Origin of the sequence: Chroococcidiopsis sp., from assembly GCF_051657925.1 — a bacterium.
Taxonomy (GTDB): domain Bacteria; phylum Cyanobacteriota; class Cyanobacteriia; order Cyanobacteriales; family Chroococcidiopsidaceae; genus Chroococcidiopsis.
Genome location: NZ_JBOFLP010000218.1, coordinates 17,627 through 37,511, shown reverse-complemented (window position 1 = coordinate 37,511; position 19,885 = coordinate 17,627). Strand labels below are relative to the sequence as shown.

The window sequence follows — 19,885 nt, the reverse complement described above, 5'->3', positions numbered from 1 at the left end:
GTAATCGGTAAAATAGAAGGAATCAAAAATGAGTGGAACAGTCATAGCTCAGTTAGTCAATGATGCGATCGCAGACGGAAAAGTCGAGCTGCGACAAAATTGGACTGAAGACGATTTACAAAGAGTCTTTCGGGCTGCTTACGAGCAAGTATTCGGGCGACAAGGAGTCTATGCTAGTCAAAGGTTTGCTAGCGCTGAATCGCTGTTGCGCAATGGCAAAACTACGGTGCGGCAATTCGTGCGAACTTTAGCAAAATCTGAGTTTTACAGAGAATGCTTTTTCCACAGTAATTCTCAGGGGCGTTTTATCGAATTAAACTACAAGCACTTATTAGGACGCGCACCCTACGACCAGTCAGAAGTTGCCTACCATGTTGATTTATATGCCTCAAAAGGCTTGGATGCGGAAATTGATTCTTACATAGATAGCCCCGAGTACGATGCAGCTTTTGGGGATTGGGTTGTACCTTTCCATCGCGGATTTCAATCTCAACTCGGTCAAAAAACTGTAGGCTTTCCTCGCATGTTTGCGTTGTATCGCGGTGCAGCTAGTAGCGATAACTCGCAATATGGGCGGCGTAATGCTCGCTTGAGAACCCAAATATCTCGCAATCAAACTAACTGGATTACACCACCTTCATCGCCCTCTGGTTTGTCTTTTGGCTCCAGATCCTCTGGAACGCTGGGAGTTTCTCCCGCTCAAGGTGACAATCGCATGTTTGTCGTCGAAGCCGTGGCGGGTACAGTTGGCAGTAGAGTACCCGTGCGCCGTAGCATACAAGCATACAACGTACCGTTTGAGAGGCTGTCAGCAACTTACCAGGAAATACACAAAACTGGTGGCAAGATCGTCAGAATTACTCCCGTCTAAGTAAGGGGCGAAAAGTGAGGAGCGAGGAGCGAGGGAAAGGACAATTGGACAAGGAAGACGAGGGAGAATTACAATCCAAAATCCGCGCATCCAAAATCTAAAATTCTCTTACCCCTCACTCCTCACTCCCAACATTTATGCAAGAACCAATTTTGACCCCAGAAGCCGCGATCGCAGCTTTGGCAGGAGAAGATAATCAAATTCGCTACTATGCCGCTTGGTGGTTGGGAAAGCATCAAGTACAGTCGGCTTGTGCGGCGCTGTGCGAAGCTCTTACCGACGATCGCTATCGGTTGGAAGCAGGGGGATATCCCTTGCGTCGTCAGGCGGCTAGAGCATTAGGACAATTAAAAAATTCCCAAGCCTTGCCAGCTCTAATTGAAGCATTAAACTGTCAGGAAGATCTACAACTGCGAGAAGCAGTCATTCAAGCTTTAGCTGCTATTGGCGATCGACGTGCAATTAACCCTTTGCTCGATTTATTTCATTCTCAACAGCAGCCAGATGAGGCTTTGATTGAAGCTTTGGGAACCCTACAAGTTTGGTCGGCTCGTTTGCAGATCGAGCCTTGCCTACAGCATCCCTCAGAGCGGGTGCAGTGTGCGGCAGCGCGGTATATGTATTTATTAACTCGCGAACCGCAGTACATAGAACGCATTATCAAAACTCTCAACCACGACAATGTTTATTTACGCTGGGCAGCAATTTTCGATTTGGGGGCGATCGGTCAAAGTCAAGAGGTTATCCAGGCAATTATTGCGGCTAGGGTTCCCAACAATTTGAAGCTGCTGAATTTAAAGCAGATTCTAGAAGCTGGATTGAATGGTGATGCAAGAGATACAACATCATCTGATTCTGGGCTGCTTTTCAATGCGATCGACGATTTGTTAATTCAACTATAGGGTAGGTTTTGACCCAAAATTTCCAGCTAATCTTACCAATCTATTTGCGCGCACCCGCCCGTACAGAAGTCAGGAATTGTAGGGGCGGGTTTTGACCCAAAATTTTCAGCTAATCTTACCAATCTATTTGCGCGCACCCGCTCGTACAGAAGTCAAAAATCAAAGGTTAACATGACACAATTTAAGCTCGGTCAACACCCTGGCTCCTCCGTAGGGCAAATTAACTATTTATTAGAAAATCTTATCGAACAGTTACGTGCTAGCTCGACTCCAGCAGAGGCGATCGCGATAATTGAGAAGATTGCTGCTTACCATAACCCCGATGCGGTTCCCCCTCTCATCGAGGCATTAAGCCATCATCATCCAGGTGTAAGAGCAGTTGCTACCTCTCAACTCGTTCAACTGGCTTCTCTGTCGTTAGAAGCCCTAATTTCCACCTACTACACGGCTACAGATCAAGGGGTACAAGCACACATCATTCAAGCTTTAGCTCAAATTGGTGATTGTCAAGCGATCGCCGTGTTAGAGGAAGTGGTTGGGGTGTCTGTAGCCAATCACTGTCAGGGAAACGTTCGGCGCATTGCTGCTAGAGGTTTGGGCAAAATTGGTAGTACGGCGATCGATGCTCAGATAATTCACCGTGCCGTGGATAAACTGAGTTGGGCATTGCTGTCACCCGAAGATTGGGCGCTGCGTTACGCTGCTGCCTTATCCTTAGCAGAAATAGGTACGCAGGAGGCGATCGCTGTCCTGCAACAAGCTCTAACTCAAGAATCAGACCGAGTGGTTCAGATCCGCATCCGCATGGCACTTGCAGGGTAATTAAAAGTTTTGGGGTTGGGGATTCGGATGGAACAGAAGAGCTGAGGAAGCTACAACCAAGTCACAAATCACATGTCACAAGTCATAATTCATTCCGAATTCTCCTTACGCACCACTCTCTTACCGTCAACTGTTAACCAACAACCAACAACCATATTTTCGTAATTATCGGTAATATTTATCAGTAAACTCTTCATATTTATTTACATTTATTTCATGACTATAAAGATTTAAAAACTCTGTATTTGCTCTTTTTACTTACATCAAGCAAATATTAAGAAAATATAAAAACATATTTATACCGAGCAATAAGTATAAATACTACTAAGTTTTTTAAAGAAAATCACAAAAATTAACTGTGAAATCTCTTATATGTAAAGGACTTGGAGCTTTTATTGACGGAATCACGTCAACTTTAACAATTCGTAATAAATAATGCACTTATGGCGTTGTATAAACATAACCTGGAGGGATCAATAACAGACAGAAGTTCAGCAAAACTCAGGAAAAAAACAAGTTGGATATTTTCTCATAAAAGTAGAAGTTTTTCTCATAATTCTGACGACAACATAACAATCGTTGGTAGAGGAAATAAAAAACCAGCTTAACCGAGGACGCGGCTCGTGTTTGTTGTGATTTATTCCAAACTTGATAAAACACCGCCAATTTTAATCAAAAAACTGCGCTCAACTTTCGCAAGTAGGAGAAATTAGTTCATGTTAGACGCATTTGCAAAGGTTGTTGCTCAAGCCGACTCCAGAGGCGAGTTCCTGAGCACCGAGCAATTTGACGCTCTTTCCGGTCTAGTAAGAGATGGTAACAAGCGCCTGGATACCGTAAACCGCATCACCAGCAACGCTTCCACCATCGTTACCAACGCTGCTCGCGCTTTGTTTGAAGAGCAGCCCCAGTTGATCGCTCCTGGTGGTAATGCTTATACCAACCGTCGCATGGCTGCTTGCTTGCGCGACATGGAAATCATTCTGCGCTACATCACCTACGCTGTTATGGCAGGTGATGCAAGCGTACTCGACGATCGCTGCTTGAACGGACTGCGCGAAACCTACCAAGCTTTGGGAACTCCTGGTTCTTCCGTAGCTGTAGGCGTTCAAAAAATGAAGGAAGCTGCAGTCAAGATTGCTAACGATCCCAACGGTATCACCCAAGGCGACTGCAGCCAGTTGATGTCTGAAGTTGCTAGCTACTTCGATCGCGCTGCTGCTGCTGTTGCATAAGTAAGGCTTTTAGCGATTAGCAATGACTAGCTAAACGCCAATCGTCCTTAACCTGACCCAAGTTAACCAACTGCAAATATTTAGAGAATTTCAAACAATGAAAACACCAATTACTGAAGCAATTGGCGCTGCCGATACCCAAGGTCGTTTCTTAGGCAACACCGAGCTACAAGCAATCAACGGTCGTTTCGATCGCGCTGCTGCTAGCATGGAAGCTGCTCGCGCTCTGACCAGCAAAGCTCAACAACTCGTTGACGGTGCTGCTCAAGCTGTATACAGCAAGTTTCCTTACACCACCCAAATGCAAGGACCCCAGTACGCTGCTGACTCACGCGGTAAATCCAAGTGCGCTCGCGATATCGGTCACTACCTGCGGATGGTTACCTACTGTTTAGTAGCTGGTGGTACAGGTCCAATGGATGAGTACCTAATCGCTGGTTTAGACGAAATCAACCGTTCCTTCGATTTGTCTCCTAGCTGGTACGTTGAAGCTCTCAAGCACATCAAATCCAACCACGGTCTGTCTGGACAAGCTGCTAACGAAGCTAACACCTACCTCGACTACGCCATCAACGCTCTAAGCTAGAGAGCGTCAAGCTTGCCCAGAGAGGGGTGCAAGTGCTGGATCGAGAGAACTAGCAGTTGCACCTAGCTCTGGGCATTGTTTTTCGCATTTGTCAGAAAACCAATAGTCAGCAAACCCACTTTAAGATTAGTTGCTTCGGGAGAGCGGTGTATGAGCGTTTTACCAGCAGATATTTTAGCAGCAGCAGGACGGCTGGGTATTTCTGCATTTGATGCCTCATCCAGAGTCGAACTACGACCAGATTGGACAGAGGAAGAATTGCAATCGGTCATCCGAGCCGTGTATCGTCAAGTTTTAGGGAACGATTACGTGATGAAGGCAGAACGCCTGACTTCATCTGAATCTTTACTACGGCAAGGAAACTTTACTGTCAAAGATTTTGTCCGCGCTGTTGCCAAGTCAGATTTATACAAAAACAAGTTTTTCTATCCCAATTCCAACCAACGCTTTGTCGAACTCAATTTTAAGCATTTGTTGGGTCGCCCCCCTTACGATGAGGCTGAGTTAGCCTATCACACAGAGCTTTGCGAAGATGTTGGCTACGATGCCGAGATCGACTCTTACTTAGATAGCGTTGAATACGACAACAACTTTGGTAACAACGTCGTACCGTACTATCGTGGATTTTCCGTCGAACCAGGATCGAGAACAGTAGGCTTTAGCCGGATGTTCCGCCTCTATCGCGGTTACGCTACAAGCGATCGCGGTTCGATTGGTGGCAAATCTCCCCGCCTCATGGGAGAAATCGGTCGCAACCAATCTTCTACAATCGTTCAACCGTCTAGCGGTACGCGCTGGAGTTTTGGTGCGGCGATTCCTAAAGATTCGGCTCCTAAAAAAGCAATCGGCGGGACACAAGAAGAAAGCGGACGCGTCTACCGGATCGAAGTCACGGGACTGTTGCAACCAGGTTATCCCAAAGTGCGCCGAAGCAGCACTGCCATTATGGTTCCTTACGAGCGGTTATCGCAGAAGCTACAGGAAATCACCAAAAAGGGTGGCAGAATCGTCAGCGTGAATCCAGCTTAGTCGTCACTGGTCATTTGTCATTCGTCATTCGTTTCAACCAATGACAAATGACAAATGACAAACGATACATTTAATCATCGCAGCGCCTCTTAATCTAACTATGTTTGGTCAAACCTCACTTGGCAGTGGTAGGCTCAGTAACGCCGAAAATCGCATATTTCGCTATGAAGTTGAGGGGATGCGTCAGACTTACGAATCTGACCAATTGAGCTATCCCATTCGCAGTAGTGGTAGTTTTGTGGTTACGGTTCCCTACAACCGCATGAATGAAGAAATGCAACGGATTCACCGCTTGGGTGGCAGAATCGTGAGCATTGCACCCGTAACTTTTGATGGTGACGGTAAAGCAAAAAGCGATGCGACCGCAGCTCATCAAAATGTCAAAGCCGAAGGCAAAAGCAAGGCGACAAAAGCCGATAAGTAAAGCTCAGGAATCTGCACTTAACTGAATAGCTAACGGTTACAGGAGATATAGAAGCAATGTTCGGTCAAACAACTGTTGGTGCAAACGGAATTTCCTCCGCCTCTAGCCGGATGTTTCGTTATGAAGTCGTAGGCTTGCGGCAGAACGACGAAACTGACAAAAATAACTACGAGATCCGCCGCAGCGGTAGCGTATTCGTCACCGTCCCTTACAGCCGGATGAATGAGGAAATGCAGCGGATTACTCGCTTGGGTGGCAAAATCGTCAAGATCGAACCACTAACGACTGTGAAGTAGGCATAGGTTTGACGCAATGGAGTCTAGTGCGGAAGAACTAGAGGTAGCAGCAACGGGATTAACGGTGGAACAAGCGATCGCTAACTTGCGATCGCCGGACTTAAGTTTGCGTTATTACGCAGCTTGGTGGTTGGGCAAATTTCGCGTCCGAGAACCAGCCGCCGTTGATGCTTTGATCGCTGCCCTAGAAGATGAAGCCGACCGGACGGAATTAGGCGGTTATCCCCTGCGCCGTAATGCAGCAAGAGCCTTGGGCAAGCTGAGCGATCGGCGGGCAGTCCCAGGGCTTATTTGCTGTTTGGACTGCGACGATTTCTACGTCAGAGAAGCCGCAGCCCAATCTTTAGCCATGTTAGGCGATCCATCTGCCATCCCCGCTTTAGTGAAACTGTTGGATGGCGGCGTTGATGCTGCCGTTGACGTACCAGGTAGACCCCATCTGACTCAGCCCTACGATAGCGTTCTCGAAGCTTTGGGAGCGCTACAAGCCAAAACAGCCATCCCTCTGATTCAGCCATTTACAGAGCATCCCAGTCCCAAAATCCAATATGCGGCACTGCGGGCAATGTACCAGCTGACTCAAGAAGATAGCTACGGACAGCGCTTAGTAGCTGGGTTGAACAGCGACGACCTGAAATTGCGACGGGTCGTTTTATCAGATCTAGGGGCAATTGGTTACATCAGTGCAGCCGGAGCGATCGCCTCCTGTAGGGCGGAAAATAGCTTCAAACTCCTCTCCCTCAAAGGACTCCTAGAGTCGCAACTGCAAACCCAGCCAACTCAACTTTCCGATCCAGCCATCCATTTGATGAGACTGATGGATTCTTTGCTGTAAAGGCAAGAGGTGTAAAGAGTTTAGCCTCGCCCTCTTCCCCTACTCCCTACTCCCTACTCCCTACTCCCTCTCATGACCGACTCGACCCAAAACCTCATTCAAGCCGTAGATCGGGCAGATTCGCCCGAAAGCTTGGTGGCAGCGGTGCGATCGCTGGCAGCAGCGAAAGATGAGGCGGGGATTGCAACTTTAATTGCCGTACTGGGTTACAACAACCCAGTTGCCGCAGTAGCAGCGGTAGAGGGGTTAACGCAATTGGGTGCGAAAGCAGTACAGCCATTAATTGATAAATTGGATGGCTATAACTACGGAGCCAGGGCTTATAGCATTCGCGCTATAGCTGCGATCGCCGACCCTCTTGCTTTAGAAGTGTTGGCGACAGCAGCAGCGACAGACTTTGCTCCCAGCGTCCGCAGGGCAGCAGCTAAGGGGTTAGGCAGCATGCGTTGGCAAGCGATCGCCACTCCAGCCGAGCGCACGGCAGCACAACATCAAGCCCTGGAAATCTTACTCTCAGTCTCTCAAGACTCCGACTGGTCGATTCGTTACGCGGCTGTGGTGGGCTTGCATGGTTTGCTACAACTATCAGACCTACAAGCAAAAATTCAGCCTCATTTAATGCAAATTATTGAGTCCGATCCCGATTCAGCAGTCCGCGCCCGCGCCCAACTAGCAATGAATGAAGCCGTAAGTCGGAAGTTGGAAGTCGGGAGTCGGGAAGACAAGGGGAAATTCGCGCCATGAGCGCAATTAAACCCTACACCCCACACCCCACACCCCACACCCCATTCTTCACGCACCACGCATCACTATATAACTGAAAATGTCAATACCATTACTTGAAGTCAAACCCTCCAGCCAAAATCAGCGGGTTGAGGGTTACGAAGTTCCTAGCGAAGATACGCCGATTGGCTATCGCTTAACAGATACTTCCTCGGCATTGGATATCGATGAAATTATCTGGGCAGGTTATCGCCAAATCTTCAGCGAACACCTGATTATTGAAAGCTATCGCCAACCCTTCCTCGAATCTCAACTCCGTAACCGGGCTATCACCGTGCGGGATTTTATTCGCGGTCTAGGTAAATCGGATGTCTATCGCGAGTTAGTTGGAGAAACCAATTCTAACTATCGCTTAGTGGATATCTCCTTTAAACGATTTTTAGGACGCGCTACTTATAACCAAAAAGAGCAAATCGCTTGGTCAATTGTCATTGCTACCAAGGGTTTGAACGGCTTTATCGATGCGATCGTCGATAGCGAAGAGTACCGCGAAAACTTCGGCAACGACATCGTACCCTATCAACGCCGTCGTTATAAAGGTCGTCCCTTTAACTTGGTAAACCCACGTTATAACGGCGACTGGCGCGATCGCGAAAGCGTTCGCAACTTACAAGGTCGTGGCTTCTACCGCGCCCGCAAGACCGGAGATGTTACTAAAGAAGTGGTGCGTCAGGCAATTCCCTCTAACTTTATGACAATGGCTGGTAGTATTTTGACCCCAGAAGTCAACTACCAGCGATCGCGCGATCGGGTTCTCTCTCAAATCTCAACAATGGAGATCCCCGATACGACACGCAAAGACACATTGCCCCAAACTACGATTAAACCTACCAAAGTCACTTTACCCTACGACTACATTCCCTCCGATCCGAGGAACTGAAGACAAGGGGGACAAGGGAGACAAGGAAGAAGTTTACCTCTTGCCTCTCACCCCTTACCCCTTACCCCTTACCCCTTACCCTGTAGTAAATATGTCAATACCTCTACTCGAATACAAACCCAGTTCGCAAAATCAGCGGGTGGCTGGTTACGAAGTCCCCAGTGAAGATACTCCTTGGATTTATCGCTTGGAAGATTGTTTTGACCCCAGCGATAATCAAGAATTGATTTGGGCTGCGTATCGCCAAGTTTTTAGCGAACATGAAATTCTCAAGTTCTATCGCCAAGAACAGCTAGAATCTCAACTGAAGAATCGCGCTATCACCGTGCGGGACTTTATTCGCGGTTTAGCTAAGTCAGAATCGTTCCGCCGCTTGGTGGTAGAAACAAACTCGAACTATCGACTCGTAGATATTGCCCTAAAGCGGTTGCTAGGACGTGCATCCTACAACAAAGACGAAGAAATTGCTTGGTCGATTAAAATTGCTACCCTTGGCTGGGGTGGTTTTGTCGATGCACTAATTGATAGCGAAGAGTACCAGCAGAATTTTGGCGATACTACCGTACCTTACCAGCGGCGACGGTTTAAAGACAGACCGTTTAATTTGGTGACACCACGTTACGCTGACTACTGGCGCGATAAAGAGGAAACCGAACGCTACAAAGCTGGCGCGATCGGTAACTTCTTTGACATGGCGCGATCGCTTAATATTAGAACCGTGACACCTCAGCCAGTCAGCACGGCTAATATAGACATTCCCGATATGTCACGCAAGGAAAAATCATCAACGCCAGTTTCGATTAACCCCTCAGCAAGTTTTCCCGTGCGGCTGTAATTTTGAAAGTTTAATAGTAGGAAAATCTAACAGCCACAGATTGACTTACTCACGAACCAACATTCTGCCTACCCTACGTGGGATAATAAGCTAGAAAGCTCTATAGATATAGGCTTTGCTTGTTTCAAAAACTTTCCAATTCATGGAAAGCGATCGATAAATTCAGTTTGAATTTATCTGTTTTCATTTTGTGCGATTAACCTAGACGGGAGAATCCCTCATGGCACTGCCGTTACTCGATTACAAACCAACTACGCAAAATCATAGAGTCCGCAGCTTCGGCGTTGCGGATCAAAACGAAGACACTCCATACATCTATCGTGTGGAAGATGCTAATTCTCCAACAGAGATTCAAGAGTTAATCTGGGCTGCTTACCGTCAGGTATTTAGCGAACACGAAACTCTTAGAATCAACCGTCAAATTCAACTAGAATCGCAGTTGAAGAATCGTGCAATTACCGTGCGCGACTTCATTCGCGGCTTAGCTAAGTCGGAAAGATTCTACGAAATGGTAGTTTCAGTTAATAATAACTACCGGCTTGTAGATATTTGCCTCAAGCGTTTCTTAGGTCGTTCTTCTTACAACAAAGAAGAACAAATTGCTTGGTCAATTGTCATCGGTACGAAAGGATTCTACGGTTTAGTAGATGCTTTGCTAGACAGCGATGAATACACCGATGCATTTGGGGATTACATCGTTCCTTTCCAGCGCAAGCGGATGGAAGGTAGACCCTTCAATCTCGTTACCCCTCGTTACGGTGACGATTTCCGCGAAACTGCTGGTACAGTCAAAACCGACTGGCGTTTCACGCTGGATCAGTTCTACAGCCGCAAGTCGAAAGAGAAGCAGCTGCGGGAAGGAGATCCTCGCAAGTACGCTGATATGGCAGCATCGATTAACAACAAAGGTAATTACGCGCAGCGCGTTTCTGCCTTTGACCTTGATTATCTCAGTCTAGTACCATCCCGTGGTAGAAAATAGAGTTGATTAAATTCAGCTTTTATTTTTGATTTAATTCACTGGGTCTAGTTTCCACGCTGATTCGACTTATAACTAACGGTTTTGCTGTAAGTGATGAGTTGAGTCAAGTGGCGATTAGATCCAGTAATTTTTTGTCCTCGATCTTTAGTCATCTGTCATTGGTAAGATATTTCATAGTCAACTTGCATATCTGGGCAGGCAAAGATGCTCAATCCAGAAGAGTCGGAATGGAGAACCATTTTACACTTGAAGAAAGAATTCAGTTTCTAATTAGTAAGTTGCGCAAGCAAGTCAAGCCAATACACAGAGATAATGCTTTGCGATCGTTGGCTGATGCCTTGGAACAAGTTGAAACGATCGCCGATATTGCTACTAAAGCATATTACTTAAACGAATTGGCGATCGCGTGTCTAGAAATAAAATTAGCAGATAAGTGTTTGGCAATTTTAGATCGAGCCTTAGAAGCTACTCAAGCAATCTCCGACAGATCTACAAAAATAACTGAATTTAGTAAGATAGGTAGCGGATATGTCAAGCTCGGTATAGAAGATAAAGGATTAAATCTATTAGATCGAGCTTTACAACTTGCCAAAACGTTAGAAGACGTTGACGAACGAGATTATGCTTTGTGCGATCTAGCTTTTGTCTGTAAAGAAATTGGATATAATGCTCTAGCAATTGAAATTACCAAGCTAGTAGAAGAAAAATAACCAGCTGGTGCGATCGCAAACACAACAGACTTAGCTGCGCAAAACCTCTAACTCCTCTTTTACAGAAAGAGGCTGATATCCCAAATGAAAAGCCTGAGAACTATCTAAAGAAACATCAGCAGGTCGAGGTGCAGCCATTTTTACATCTTGCTGACGACACGATTTTAACCCAGTTGCAGGAAGTTGAAATACCTCTACAAGTAACCGACCAAAATCATAACGCGATAACCGCTCTTTTCCACCTAAATGAATCATACCTTGAACCTGCTTCTCTAACACCATCAACAACCCTTTAGCCGCTGTCGTACCGCTAGCAGGAGTACGAAATTCATCTGTAAATAATGCTAATTCTTTTCCATCTTGTAGAGTTTGCATAAAAGGCTGCATAAAACTAATAGCTGTTGGCGTTGCCATACCAAACATTAAAGGCATTCGACAAATTGTCGCCAAGGGATAACGTGTTAAAATTCCCTCTTCAGCTTGAACTTTTTGTTCTCCATAAGCATTCACAGGAGATACCGGATCTGTTTCCCGATAAGGTGCATTTAAACCATTAAAAACTAAGTCAGTAGAAGTAAAAATATAGGGGATGCCATAATCTGCACACAACCCAGCTAGATTCAAAGAAGTCGTAACATTGATCGCGTAGGACTCTTCTACATGAGTTTGACAATAGTTCGGACTCGATTGTGCGGCGGTGTGAATTATCGCTGAAGGTTGAATTTGTTGAAACAGACTCTTGAGTGCCTCAAAATCGCGCAAATCGACTTTCAGCATCGTCACGTCAGGAATCTCTATTGCATGGGAAAAGTATGTACTATAAACACGCCATTGTTGTTTTGCTAATTGACATAGATGCCAGCCTAAAAAACCGCTTGCACCCGTAACCAAAAGGTTTTTCATGCGATCGCTCTTTCAACTATATATTCATAAACTATAGGACTCATATTGAATTGTAGAAATTTACGTAGGATTCGTTACGCCAAAGGTTAACACACCCTACCCATATTGAGATTCTTTCAATAATCAAACCGGATTCCTATACACATTTGTTTAACATTTATTCTGTTGTACATTGCTTGTAGTCATGGGATACGATCGCCGTTTCTTGCTAATTGCATTTCCCGCTTGCTCCAAAATTTCTTGACTACTATGCCAAACATCAAGGTATAATTGTAAATTGTCTGTCTAATTCTGGCTCGGATCAGGTAGACCGAAAACAAAAGCTGAACTGTTCTCAAATCCGAGCAATCAGCTACCTGTACGGCACAATCATTACAAACTCATGACCTACGCAATTATTGAAACCGGTGGTAAGCAACTGAGGGTAGAACCAGGGCGTTTTTATGATATCGAACTCCTGGCAGCCGAACCTGACGCAACAGTGACTATTGAAAAAGTTTTGTTGGTGCAGCACGAAGGCAATGTTACCGTCGGGCAACCGTTAATTAACGGAGCAACCGTAGAAGGAACGGTGGTGCGCCACCTACGGGGACGCAAAGTCTTGGTGTACAAGATGAAACCCAAGAAAAAGACGCGCAAAAAGCGGGGACATCGGCAAGAAATCACCAGACTGATGATTGACTCGATTAACCTCAATGGTTCCAAGTTGACAGCTCAAGCAGCGGCTACGACTGAAACTTCAGCTAGTCAAGCACCTGCTGAAACCACAGAGGAAACTGCATCAGAATAGAATGAGGGCGCGATCGCTACATCCTTAAATCTTGGGTAGATCGCGCTTGGCTCGCAATAATGAAGTAGAGATAGAAAAAATAGCGCAGAGGACACAATGGCTCATAAGAAAGGAACAGGTAGTACTCGCAACGGTCGCGACTCTAATGCTCAACGGTTAGGTGTTAAGCGTTTCGGCGGTCAAGTCGTGCGAGCAGGTAATATTTTGGTACGACAACGGGGAACGAAGTTTCACCCAGGTAACAATGTCGGCATCGGTAGCGATGATACGTTGTTTGCCCTAATTGATGGCGTGGTGACTTTTGAAAGAAAGGGTAAAAGCCGTAAAAAGGTGAGCGTATATGCTCCTGCAACTGCGGCTGAACCCGCAGCAGCTACAGCATAGATGTATTAGGGGGCGAATCGAATTCGCGTCTACACAAGCAAAGTCCGCCTCTGCGGACTAAGAGTTACTCAGGCTACTTGCTACGTGCGGTAGCCTTATTTCATAGCAGTGTATTCCAGCTCAAGTTGACTATCTGCTCGCTTGTATTTACAATGTAATTACAAAGCTAAACATACTTGTAAATTATGGGTACGGGTATTAGAACTCGCACGATCAAAACTCGCATTGTCAAAATTGGTAACTCTCAAGGCATCCGCATTCCTAAACTGCTATTAGAGCAAAGTGGTATTGATACGGAAGTGGAAATTCAAGTTCAAGACGATCTCCTGATCGTGCGTGCAGCACCGCGATCGCGCGTTGGCTGGGATAAATCATTTGCTGCAATGGCAGAACAAAAAGATGATATCTTACTCGATCGTGTCAATACAACGGAGTGGGATCGGACTGAGTGGGAATGGTAGTTAAGCGTTTTGACGTATTTCTGATTAATCTCGATCCCACAGTGGGTAGTGAAATTCAAAAAACTAGACCATGCGTCATCATCTCACCAGATGAAATGAATCAGTACATTGCCACTGTTATCGTTGCGCCAATGACGACCAAAGGTCAACCTTATCCTACAAGGATTGCATGTCAGTTTCAAGGTAAAGATGGACAGATTGTTCTAGACCAAATTCGCACTGTTGACAAAACTCGACTGGTCAAAAAGCTGGGTCAAATTCATGCCAACGAACAAAAAGCAGTTTTGGATACCCTCGCCGAAATGTTTGCAGAGTAAGAGCGAAACGCTGTTTGATTCTCCTGTACGGGTATACGTCCCTACCGACTCCTAATTTTCAAAATAAGTCTAATGACTATTAATTGCTACCAGCAACTCGCTCAAGCATTAGAAAAAGGAGCAGTCGTACTAGCAACCGCGATCGCCATTAAAGGCTCGGTTCCCAGAGAAGTAGGAGCCAAGATGATTATCTGTGCTGACGGTCGTACCTACAATACCATCGGTGGTGGTGCGGGGGAGGCAAAAGTCATTCGCCAAGCCATGACAGTACTGGAAACAGGCGAAAAGCAATTGGTAGAGATCGATCTGACTGGTGCAACACAACGGCAAACCCAAGGAATTTGCGGCGGAATCATGCAGATCTGGTTGGAAAGGTGGTCTGGTAAAGAGGCGATCGCCTTTGTCGATCGAATTCTCGATTTACTCCAGTCGGGACAGACAGCTACTCTCGTCACTCCTTTTGCCCTTGACAAATCGCCATATTTATTATTAGAAAATACTTTAATTGCCACCGAAGAATCTTTTATTGAAACTTTAGAACCGCCACCAACTTTATTAATCGTCGGGGCGGGACACGTAGGAGAACAATTAGCAAAAGTTGCTCATACAATTGGATTTCAAGTTATTATTCAAGACGATCGCCCAGAGTGGGCAAACCGAGAACGCTATCCCCAAGCAACCGCAATTTATCACCAAGCGATCGCCTCAGTTGTGACACAATTAGCAACTCATACGCAACTTTATGCAGCACTGGTAACGCGGGGTTTTCAGTACGATTTAGCAGCTTTAAAAGTCTTATTAGCTCGAAATCCTGCGTGTAAATATATCGGTACGATTGGGAGTGAAAAACGGGTACGTCAGGTGATTCAAGCGCTAGAAACAGAGGGGATTCCTTCAAATAAATTGCGATCGCTTTACGCACCAATAGGTTTAGATATTGGGGCGCTGACACCAGAAGAAATTGCCGTAAGTATCTGCGCCGAATTAATTTTAGTGCGTCGGGGTGGTACGGGTCGCCCTTTATCACAGCTAAGGATTAGCAAAGATCTGTAAATCTTACATCTTGCGACAAGCTTGGGCGAATTCTATTCGCCTGATGCTAAATTTAGCGCCTTTATTATCAGATAGTCTTACTTCGATATCAGATTAATTTTCATACGTGATTTACTGTTTCTAATCGCTTCACCTGCCTTACCAGCCTGCTGTATACTCATCTCATTTTCAGAGTTTGCAATCAGATTAGCACGAAGCGGAAAAGGGCGATCGAGTTGCATCATCAACCGTCCATCACCTTTGGATTCAAGTGATTTTAGAGTTACAGTAGCTCCATTTGGTATTCCTGGTAGAGTTAGTTTTTGTGGGTTAGCGTGCTGCTCAAACCATAAATTTAGAGTTGCTATATTATCTTTTAAATTTACTAACTCATATGTTATTGTTTGCTTTACATTCATTCCTGAAAGAGCAGGTGTAGTTGTAACGCGCCATTTTGCTCCTATTCCAATTGCTTCTTGAGGCAAAGGTGAAGACATTTGGTTGAAAGAAGTTGACATCTCCTCTGAGAACGGTTTAGAATTTGGCGCTGACTTCTGAGACGGTGCGAATTTAGCTGTTTGAATTTGTCCCCGATTATCAATGATGAAAGATCCACTCGTGCCAACCATCTTTTTCATTTGCGATCGCATCGTTTCTAACACCTGTGGTGGTAAACTAGCAGAATTCATCACATCTACATTAGAACAAGACCATTTGAAGTGAATGTTACCGTTAGGATCGACTTTTGTTACTACTGCATCCATAGCAACTGTTATTGGTGGTAAATCGACTTTCGCCATTGCTTGACCTGCCATAGATACATCTGTATCCATTTGTAGGGTCATAGTAGCTGTCTGTTTTGCCTTCGCCTGCGGACGAAAGCGTAGTTCTTGCCGTGGTTCATTTCCAGCTTCTAATAGTTCTACTTGAGGCTTTGCCGTAGCAGCTGCGATTTGAGTTTTTGCTTGTTGCTTAACTAGGGATGGTGTTTCTGCATTGACCGTCAATCCCGAAGCAGTAACCAAACAGCAAATAGAGCTGTACAATAATAGGTTTTTCATATATTTTTAGGCGATTGGTTGTTGATTGTTAGTTGTTGGAATAAGAGGAGCGCGCGATTGCTGATAGCTAATAACTGATAACTGATAACTGGTCACTACAAAAACATATGCTTCATAAAGATGTATTTCCAACAGTGAAAATACAGATTTCAATATCTGGTGTTCTCACTGAAGCAAATTTAACGCGATCGCACGGATTATCTAAATAATTACCGTTCGCATGTCTGTGGTTTTCTATTTATGAAAAAGAACTCTATTGCTTGGTTTCCCGCTACAGGTGCTTGGATGAGTGCCATTCTGCTAACACTGTTAATGGGAGTTGTCACGCTAATTATTAAACAAACTAGCATTCCCTTGATTCGATTTATTGGCGAACATTTATCTACTAAGATGAGTTGGTGTTTATCAGTTTTATCTTTGCTCGCACCAATTCTAATTATTGCCTTCATCCATCATTGGCTCCACCTCATATTAGACCGCTTTTTCCCCGATACTCAATCTGCTCCAACCGAGGAAAGTGAGAGCTTTTTTCCCGGTTTAATGAGTTGGTGGGAAGGGCTATTTGCTTGGTTAGCGATCGCAGTATCTACAATCTTGGCTATAGCAATTATTATTGCAATATGTCCCTACGATTCTTCGGAAAATTCTGTAATTAAATACTTATTAATGTTGTCTGCTTGGGACGATCCAAAACATTTATTTTCAGCACCAGTTATCGGGCGGACTATTATCGCCGCTTACCTATATTATTTTGAATATCTCGTTCGCTGTCGCGTCCAGGCTGAAGTCACTTCCAGCCGATGGTAATGTTATTGGTCTAATTTCCAATTAACTCTACCGCATCTCTGCCATCCAAATCTTGCAAAAATACCTTGACTTGTTCGTCTTTTGCCGTGGGTAGCTGTTTGCCGATAAAATCTGGATGAATTGGCAATTCTCGATGACCCCGATCTACAAGTACCGCTAACCAAATCGATTCTGGTCTACCATACTCGTTCACAGCATTGAGGGCGGCGCGGATCGTCCGCCCTTTGTAAATGACATCATCTACTAATAAGACTATTTTGCCAGTTAGATCCAGCGGAATATCACTCTTAGCTGGTGTTCGTACACCAATTTTGTCTAAATCGTCCCGATAGAAAGTAATATCTAACGCCCCCACATGGACAGAAACACCTTCTAGCATTTCAATTTGACTAGCTAAGATTTGTGCCAAAGGAACGCCTTTAGTGTGAATGCCTAAAATCACCAACTGGGAAAGGTCACGACATCTTTCTACAATTTGAGAAGCAAGGCGGTTAACTGTTCGCCGGAGTTCATCGGCTGAGAGTATCTCAACGACTTTTGGAGACATATGTGGAGACAAGGGGGACAAGGGGGACAAGGGGGACAAGGAGAAGTCACAGGTCACAAGTCACAAGTCAGAAGCCATATTTCTTTCCCTGCTCCCTACTCCCTGCTCCCTGCTCCCTGATAACTGATTATTTTGGCACTCCTGCGGTTAAGATTTCGTGTCCGGTTTCGGTGACGAGGACATCATCTTCAATCCGAATGCCGATTCCTTCCCAACGCGGATCGATCGCGGGTTGTCCTTCGGCAGGTTGAGTCTGCGGTACGATGTAAAGTCCTGGTTCTACTGTCAGTACTTGTCCTGGTTGTAAACTTTGGGGGGAGTCACCATGTTGATAAACACCGACATCGTGAACGTCCAATCCTAACCAATGTCCGGTACGGTGCATGTAGAAGGGTTTGTATTTTTCTTCTTTAATTAAATCGTCGATTTGCCCTTGCAGAATGCCGAGTTCGACTAATCCTTCGGTGAGGACGCGGACGGCAGTATCGTGAAAAGCGCTGTAGGGGTTGCCTGGTTTAACTTGGGCGATCGCTTGTTTTTGTGCTTCTAGTACAATGTCGTACAGTGCTTTCTGCTCGCCTGTCAACTTGCCATTCACGGGAAAGGTACGGGTAATATCGGCATTATAATAACCGTAGGCGCAGGCTGCATCAATTAATAGCAAGTCGCCATCTTGCATCTGGCGCGTATTTTCAATGTAGTGCAGGATGCAAGCATTGTTTCCTGAAGCCACAATTGAGGGATATGCTACCCCCGTCCCGCCCCGCAAGCGAAAGATGCGTTCCATTTCCGCTTGAATTTCATACTCGTAACGTCCTGGGCTGGCGATTTCTTGGGCGTAATTGTGTGCCTCAACAGAAATAGCAGCAGCTTGCCGCATTAATTCTAATTCTGCTTGACTTTTTACCAATCTCATGCTGTGCAAAATTACGCCAGCATCCTCAATGGCGATTGGTCCCGTACCGCGTTTGGGATAAGTTGCCATGAGACGCTGCCAGTGGTGCAGGACTTTTTCGTTAAAATTGCGATCGCGTCCCAGACGATAATAGATCTTGTCGGCTTTTTCTAGATACTGCGGCAGCTTTTCATCAAGTTCGGCAATCGGATAAGCTTCGTCTGCCCCATAGATTTCTTTTGCCCCTTCTACGCCGCAACGATAGCCCGTCCAAACTTCTTTTTCTCTTTCTTTGGGGCGGACAAATAAAATAAAGCGGTGTTCGGTATGGTGGGGTGCTAAGACAGCCACGGCTTCTGGTTCGTCAAACCCTGTCAAATAAAAGAAGTCGCTATCTTGGCGAAAATTATATTCTACATCGTTGTGCATGACTGCCATTGGCGCACTGCGAAAAATTGCCGTGCCGTTGCCAATCTTAGCCATCAACTGTTCGCGACGCTGGCTGTACTCTGCTTGCATAGCTGCTCGATCTGTAGGCTTTTATCAGTATTGTAGATGGAACGGCTAGCAGGTGCGTGGTGCGTGGTACGTGTTTTGACTTGTGTACGGGTGGGTTTAACCGCAGAACTATTTGTTGTTATACGGATCTCTTCAAAAAACCCGCCCCTACGACTTCCGACTTATCCAGCATATCCCTGAATGTTTTCTGGTTCAAACGATCGCAGTATCCGTGTTGCCTGTCGGGTGAGTTCTTCTGTACCTTCTATGACAATAAGGTATTTGCCTGCGTTCAGGCGGTTGCGGTATGGTAATGCGTCGCCACTACCTACAGATAAACCTACGCCGCCACCAACGAAATACGCGCCTAATCCGCCGGAAACTGCGCCTAAGACACCTGCGATTAGATGGTTGCCGATCGCGCCTAATGCTGGAATAATTTCAATACCAGTGAGTAAGTTGAAGAGATAGCCTGCGGCAAAGCCAAAGGGGACGAGCCATGTTACTAGTCTACTTGCTCCTTTACGGGCTTGTTCGTTGGGATTGATGAAACCGAATTCGTCTGCACTTTTGTAGCCTTGACCGAGGATGTTAATTTGCTCTTTGGGTAGTCCTTCTTTTTCAAGTGCTGTATAGGCGGCTTCTGCTTGGATGCGGTTTGGTAAGACTGCTACTAGATAATTCATGGTTCTAAAGAAAATGTCGCGCTAAGGCGCTAAGGGTTACCTGGGATTTTTGTCAGGACTAGGAAAGTTTTTTAAGAGGGAATGTGTTAGTGAAAGTCAATTACGGGTTGGAGAATTAGCATAATTGCGCCCACAATGACGAATGATAGAGTTACCCAGAAGAAAATTCTCACGTTGTTTTCCGATATTGTCTAGATATTATCTAGATGAACAAATATAAATAGATATGACATCTTTCTATAGAGCCACTTACGAAATGTATGTGTCTGACTTTAGATAGAAGCGATCGCGTAGCAATGTACTGGAAAATTCAC

At 45.4% G+C, this 19,885-nt stretch carries 25 protein-coding genes; 20 read left to right on the top strand and 5 right to left on the bottom strand.

Going from position 1 to position 19,885, the window contains the following annotated elements; all coding sequences use genetic code 11:
* Positions 1-28 precede the first annotated feature (28 nt).
* The 14 genes from ACRC32_RS17575 to ACRC32_RS17510 all read left to right on the top strand — a co-directional run bounded on the left by ACRC32_RS17575 (position 29) and on the right by ACRC32_RS17510 (position 11,190).
* Entirely contained in the window at positions 29-871 is an 843-nt protein-coding gene (locus tag ACRC32_RS17575) for a phycobilisome rod-core linker polypeptide (protein ID WP_438555181.1), read from the top strand.
* A 137-nt stretch (positions 872-1,008) separates the two neighbouring features.
* A complete protein-coding gene (locus tag ACRC32_RS17570; RefSeq protein ID WP_438555180.1) occupies positions 1,009-1,773 on the top strand; it encodes a HEAT repeat domain-containing protein in 765 nt (254 codons plus the stop codon).
* A 171-nt stretch (positions 1,774-1,944) separates the two neighbouring features.
* Positions 1,945-2,595 (top strand): HEAT repeat domain-containing protein, encoded by a 651-nt coding sequence (locus tag ACRC32_RS17565; RefSeq protein WP_438555179.1) that lies wholly within the window; start codon positions 1,945-1,947, stop codon positions 2,593-2,595.
* Between the two features lie 716 nt (positions 2,596-3,311).
* The gene (locus tag ACRC32_RS17560; RefSeq protein ID WP_106167421.1) at positions 3,312-3,830 is read left to right on the top strand and encodes a phycocyanin subunit beta; all 519 of its coding nucleotides are present in this window, start codon (positions 3,312-3,314) and stop codon (positions 3,828-3,830) included.
* Between the two features lie 97 nt (positions 3,831-3,927).
* Positions 3,928-4,416, top strand: a complete 489-nt coding sequence (gene cpcA, locus ACRC32_RS17555; protein WP_106167420.1) for a phycocyanin subunit alpha — start codon at positions 3,928-3,930, stop codon at positions 4,414-4,416.
* A gap of 150 nt (positions 4,417-4,566) precedes the next feature.
* Positions 4,567-5,445 carry a phycobilisome linker polypeptide gene (locus ACRC32_RS17550; RefSeq protein WP_438555178.1) on the top strand — a complete coding sequence of 293 codons (879 nt, stop codon included), beginning with the start codon at positions 4,567-4,569 and terminating at the stop codon, positions 5,443-5,445.
* Between the two features lie 100 nt (positions 5,446-5,545).
* Complete coding sequence (locus tag ACRC32_RS17545; RefSeq protein WP_438555177.1) at positions 5,546-5,869, top strand: phycobilisome linker polypeptide; 324 nt, start codon at positions 5,546-5,548, stop codon at positions 5,867-5,869.
* A 56-nt stretch (positions 5,870-5,925) separates the two neighbouring features.
* On the top strand, positions 5,926-6,165 hold the full coding sequence (locus ACRC32_RS17540) for a phycobilisome linker polypeptide (RefSeq protein WP_438555176.1): 240 nt from the start codon (positions 5,926-5,928) through the stop codon (positions 6,163-6,165).
* A 16-nt stretch (positions 6,166-6,181) separates the two neighbouring features.
* A complete protein-coding gene (locus ACRC32_RS17535; RefSeq protein WP_438555175.1) occupies positions 6,182-7,000 on the top strand; it encodes a HEAT repeat domain-containing protein in 819 nt (272 codons plus the stop codon).
* Between the two features lie 72 nt (positions 7,001-7,072).
* The gene (locus ACRC32_RS17530; RefSeq protein WP_438555174.1) at positions 7,073-7,744 is read left to right on the top strand and encodes a HEAT repeat domain-containing protein; all 672 of its coding nucleotides are present in this window, start codon (positions 7,073-7,075) and stop codon (positions 7,742-7,744) included.
* A gap of 79 nt (positions 7,745-7,823) precedes the next feature.
* Positions 7,824-8,663 carry a phycobilisome rod-core linker polypeptide gene (locus tag ACRC32_RS17525; RefSeq protein ID WP_438555173.1) on the top strand — a complete coding sequence of 280 codons (840 nt, stop codon included), beginning with the start codon at positions 7,824-7,826 and terminating at the stop codon, positions 8,661-8,663.
* A gap of 91 nt (positions 8,664-8,754) precedes the next feature.
* On the top strand, positions 8,755-9,498 hold the full coding sequence (locus ACRC32_RS17520) for a phycobilisome rod-core linker polypeptide (RefSeq protein WP_438555172.1): 744 nt from the start codon (positions 8,755-8,757) through the stop codon (positions 9,496-9,498).
* Between the two features lie 220 nt (positions 9,499-9,718).
* Positions 9,719-10,480: a phycobilisome rod-core linker polypeptide gene (locus tag ACRC32_RS17515; RefSeq protein ID WP_438555171.1), complete on the top strand. Its 762-nt coding sequence runs from the start codon at positions 9,719-9,721 to the stop codon at positions 10,478-10,480.
* Positions 10,481-10,707: 227 nt separating this feature from the next.
* Complete coding sequence (locus ACRC32_RS17510; protein WP_438555170.1) at positions 10,708-11,190, top strand: hypothetical protein; 483 nt, start codon at positions 10,708-10,710, stop codon at positions 11,188-11,190.
* A gap of 30 nt (positions 11,191-11,220) precedes the next feature.
* On the opposite strand, the gene ACRC32_RS17505 is transcribed toward ACRC32_RS17510, so the two are convergent.
* On the bottom strand, positions 11,221-12,093 hold the full coding sequence (locus ACRC32_RS17505; protein ID WP_438555169.1) for an SDR family oxidoreductase: 873 nt from the start codon (positions 12,091-12,093) through the stop codon (positions 11,221-11,223).
* 382 nt (positions 12,094-12,475) lie between these two features.
* Between ACRC32_RS17505 and rplU the strand changes: the two genes are divergently transcribed.
* From rplU to ACRC32_RS17480, 5 genes are all read left to right on the top strand, one after another.
* The gene (gene rplU, locus ACRC32_RS17500; protein ID WP_438555168.1) at positions 12,476-12,883 is read left to right on the top strand and encodes a 50S ribosomal protein L21; all 408 of its coding nucleotides are present in this window, start codon (positions 12,476-12,478) and stop codon (positions 12,881-12,883) included.
* A gap of 96 nt (positions 12,884-12,979) precedes the next feature.
* Positions 12,980-13,267 (top strand): 50S ribosomal protein L27, encoded by a 288-nt coding sequence (gene rpmA, locus ACRC32_RS17495; protein ID WP_015155423.1) that lies wholly within the window; start codon positions 12,980-12,982, stop codon positions 13,265-13,267.
* A gap of 185 nt (positions 13,268-13,452) precedes the next feature.
* Positions 13,453-13,728, top strand: coding sequence for an AbrB/MazE/SpoVT family DNA-binding domain-containing protein (locus ACRC32_RS17490; RefSeq protein ID WP_438555167.1), 276 nt, complete (start codon positions 13,453-13,455; stop codon positions 13,726-13,728).
* Positions 13,722-14,045, top strand: coding sequence for a type II toxin-antitoxin system PemK/MazF family toxin (locus ACRC32_RS17485; protein ID WP_438555166.1), 324 nt, complete (start codon positions 13,722-13,724; stop codon positions 14,043-14,045). Before ACRC32_RS17490 ends, ACRC32_RS17485 begins: the two co-directional genes overlap by 7 nt.
* Positions 14,046-14,117: 72 nt before the next feature.
* Entirely contained in the window at positions 14,118-15,098 is a 981-nt protein-coding gene (locus ACRC32_RS17480; RefSeq protein ID WP_438555165.1) for an XdhC family protein, read from the top strand.
* A gap of 77 nt (positions 15,099-15,175) precedes the next feature.
* On the opposite strand, the gene ACRC32_RS17475 is transcribed toward ACRC32_RS17480, so the two are convergent.
* On the bottom strand, positions 15,176-16,138 hold the full coding sequence (locus ACRC32_RS17475; RefSeq protein ID WP_438555164.1) for a DUF6263 family protein: 963 nt from the start codon (positions 16,136-16,138) through the stop codon (positions 15,176-15,178).
* A gap of 240 nt (positions 16,139-16,378) precedes the next feature.
* On the opposite strand from ACRC32_RS17475, the gene ACRC32_RS17470 reads away from it, so the two are divergent.
* Positions 16,379-16,945 carry a hypothetical protein gene (locus ACRC32_RS17470; protein WP_438555163.1) on the top strand — a complete coding sequence of 189 codons (567 nt, stop codon included), beginning with the start codon at positions 16,379-16,381 and terminating at the stop codon, positions 16,943-16,945.
* A 10-nt stretch (positions 16,946-16,955) separates the two neighbouring features.
* On the opposite strand, the gene pyrR is transcribed toward ACRC32_RS17470, so the two are convergent.
* From pyrR to ACRC32_RS17455, 3 genes are all read right to left on the bottom strand, one after another.
* Positions 16,956-17,492, bottom strand: a complete 537-nt coding sequence (gene pyrR / locus ACRC32_RS17465; RefSeq protein WP_015155429.1) for a bifunctional pyr operon transcriptional regulator/uracil phosphoribosyltransferase PyrR — start codon at positions 17,490-17,492, stop codon at positions 16,956-16,958.
* Positions 17,493-17,619: 127 nt separating this feature from the next.
* Positions 17,620-18,906, bottom strand: a complete 1,287-nt coding sequence (locus ACRC32_RS17460; RefSeq protein WP_438555162.1) for an aminopeptidase P N-terminal domain-containing protein — start codon at positions 18,904-18,906, stop codon at positions 17,620-17,622.
* Between the two features lie 161 nt (positions 18,907-19,067).
* The gene (locus ACRC32_RS17455; protein WP_317107720.1) at positions 19,068-19,571 is read right to left on the bottom strand and encodes a hypothetical protein; all 504 of its coding nucleotides are present in this window, start codon (positions 19,569-19,571) and stop codon (positions 19,068-19,070) included.
* Positions 19,572-19,885: the final 314 nt, after the last annotated feature.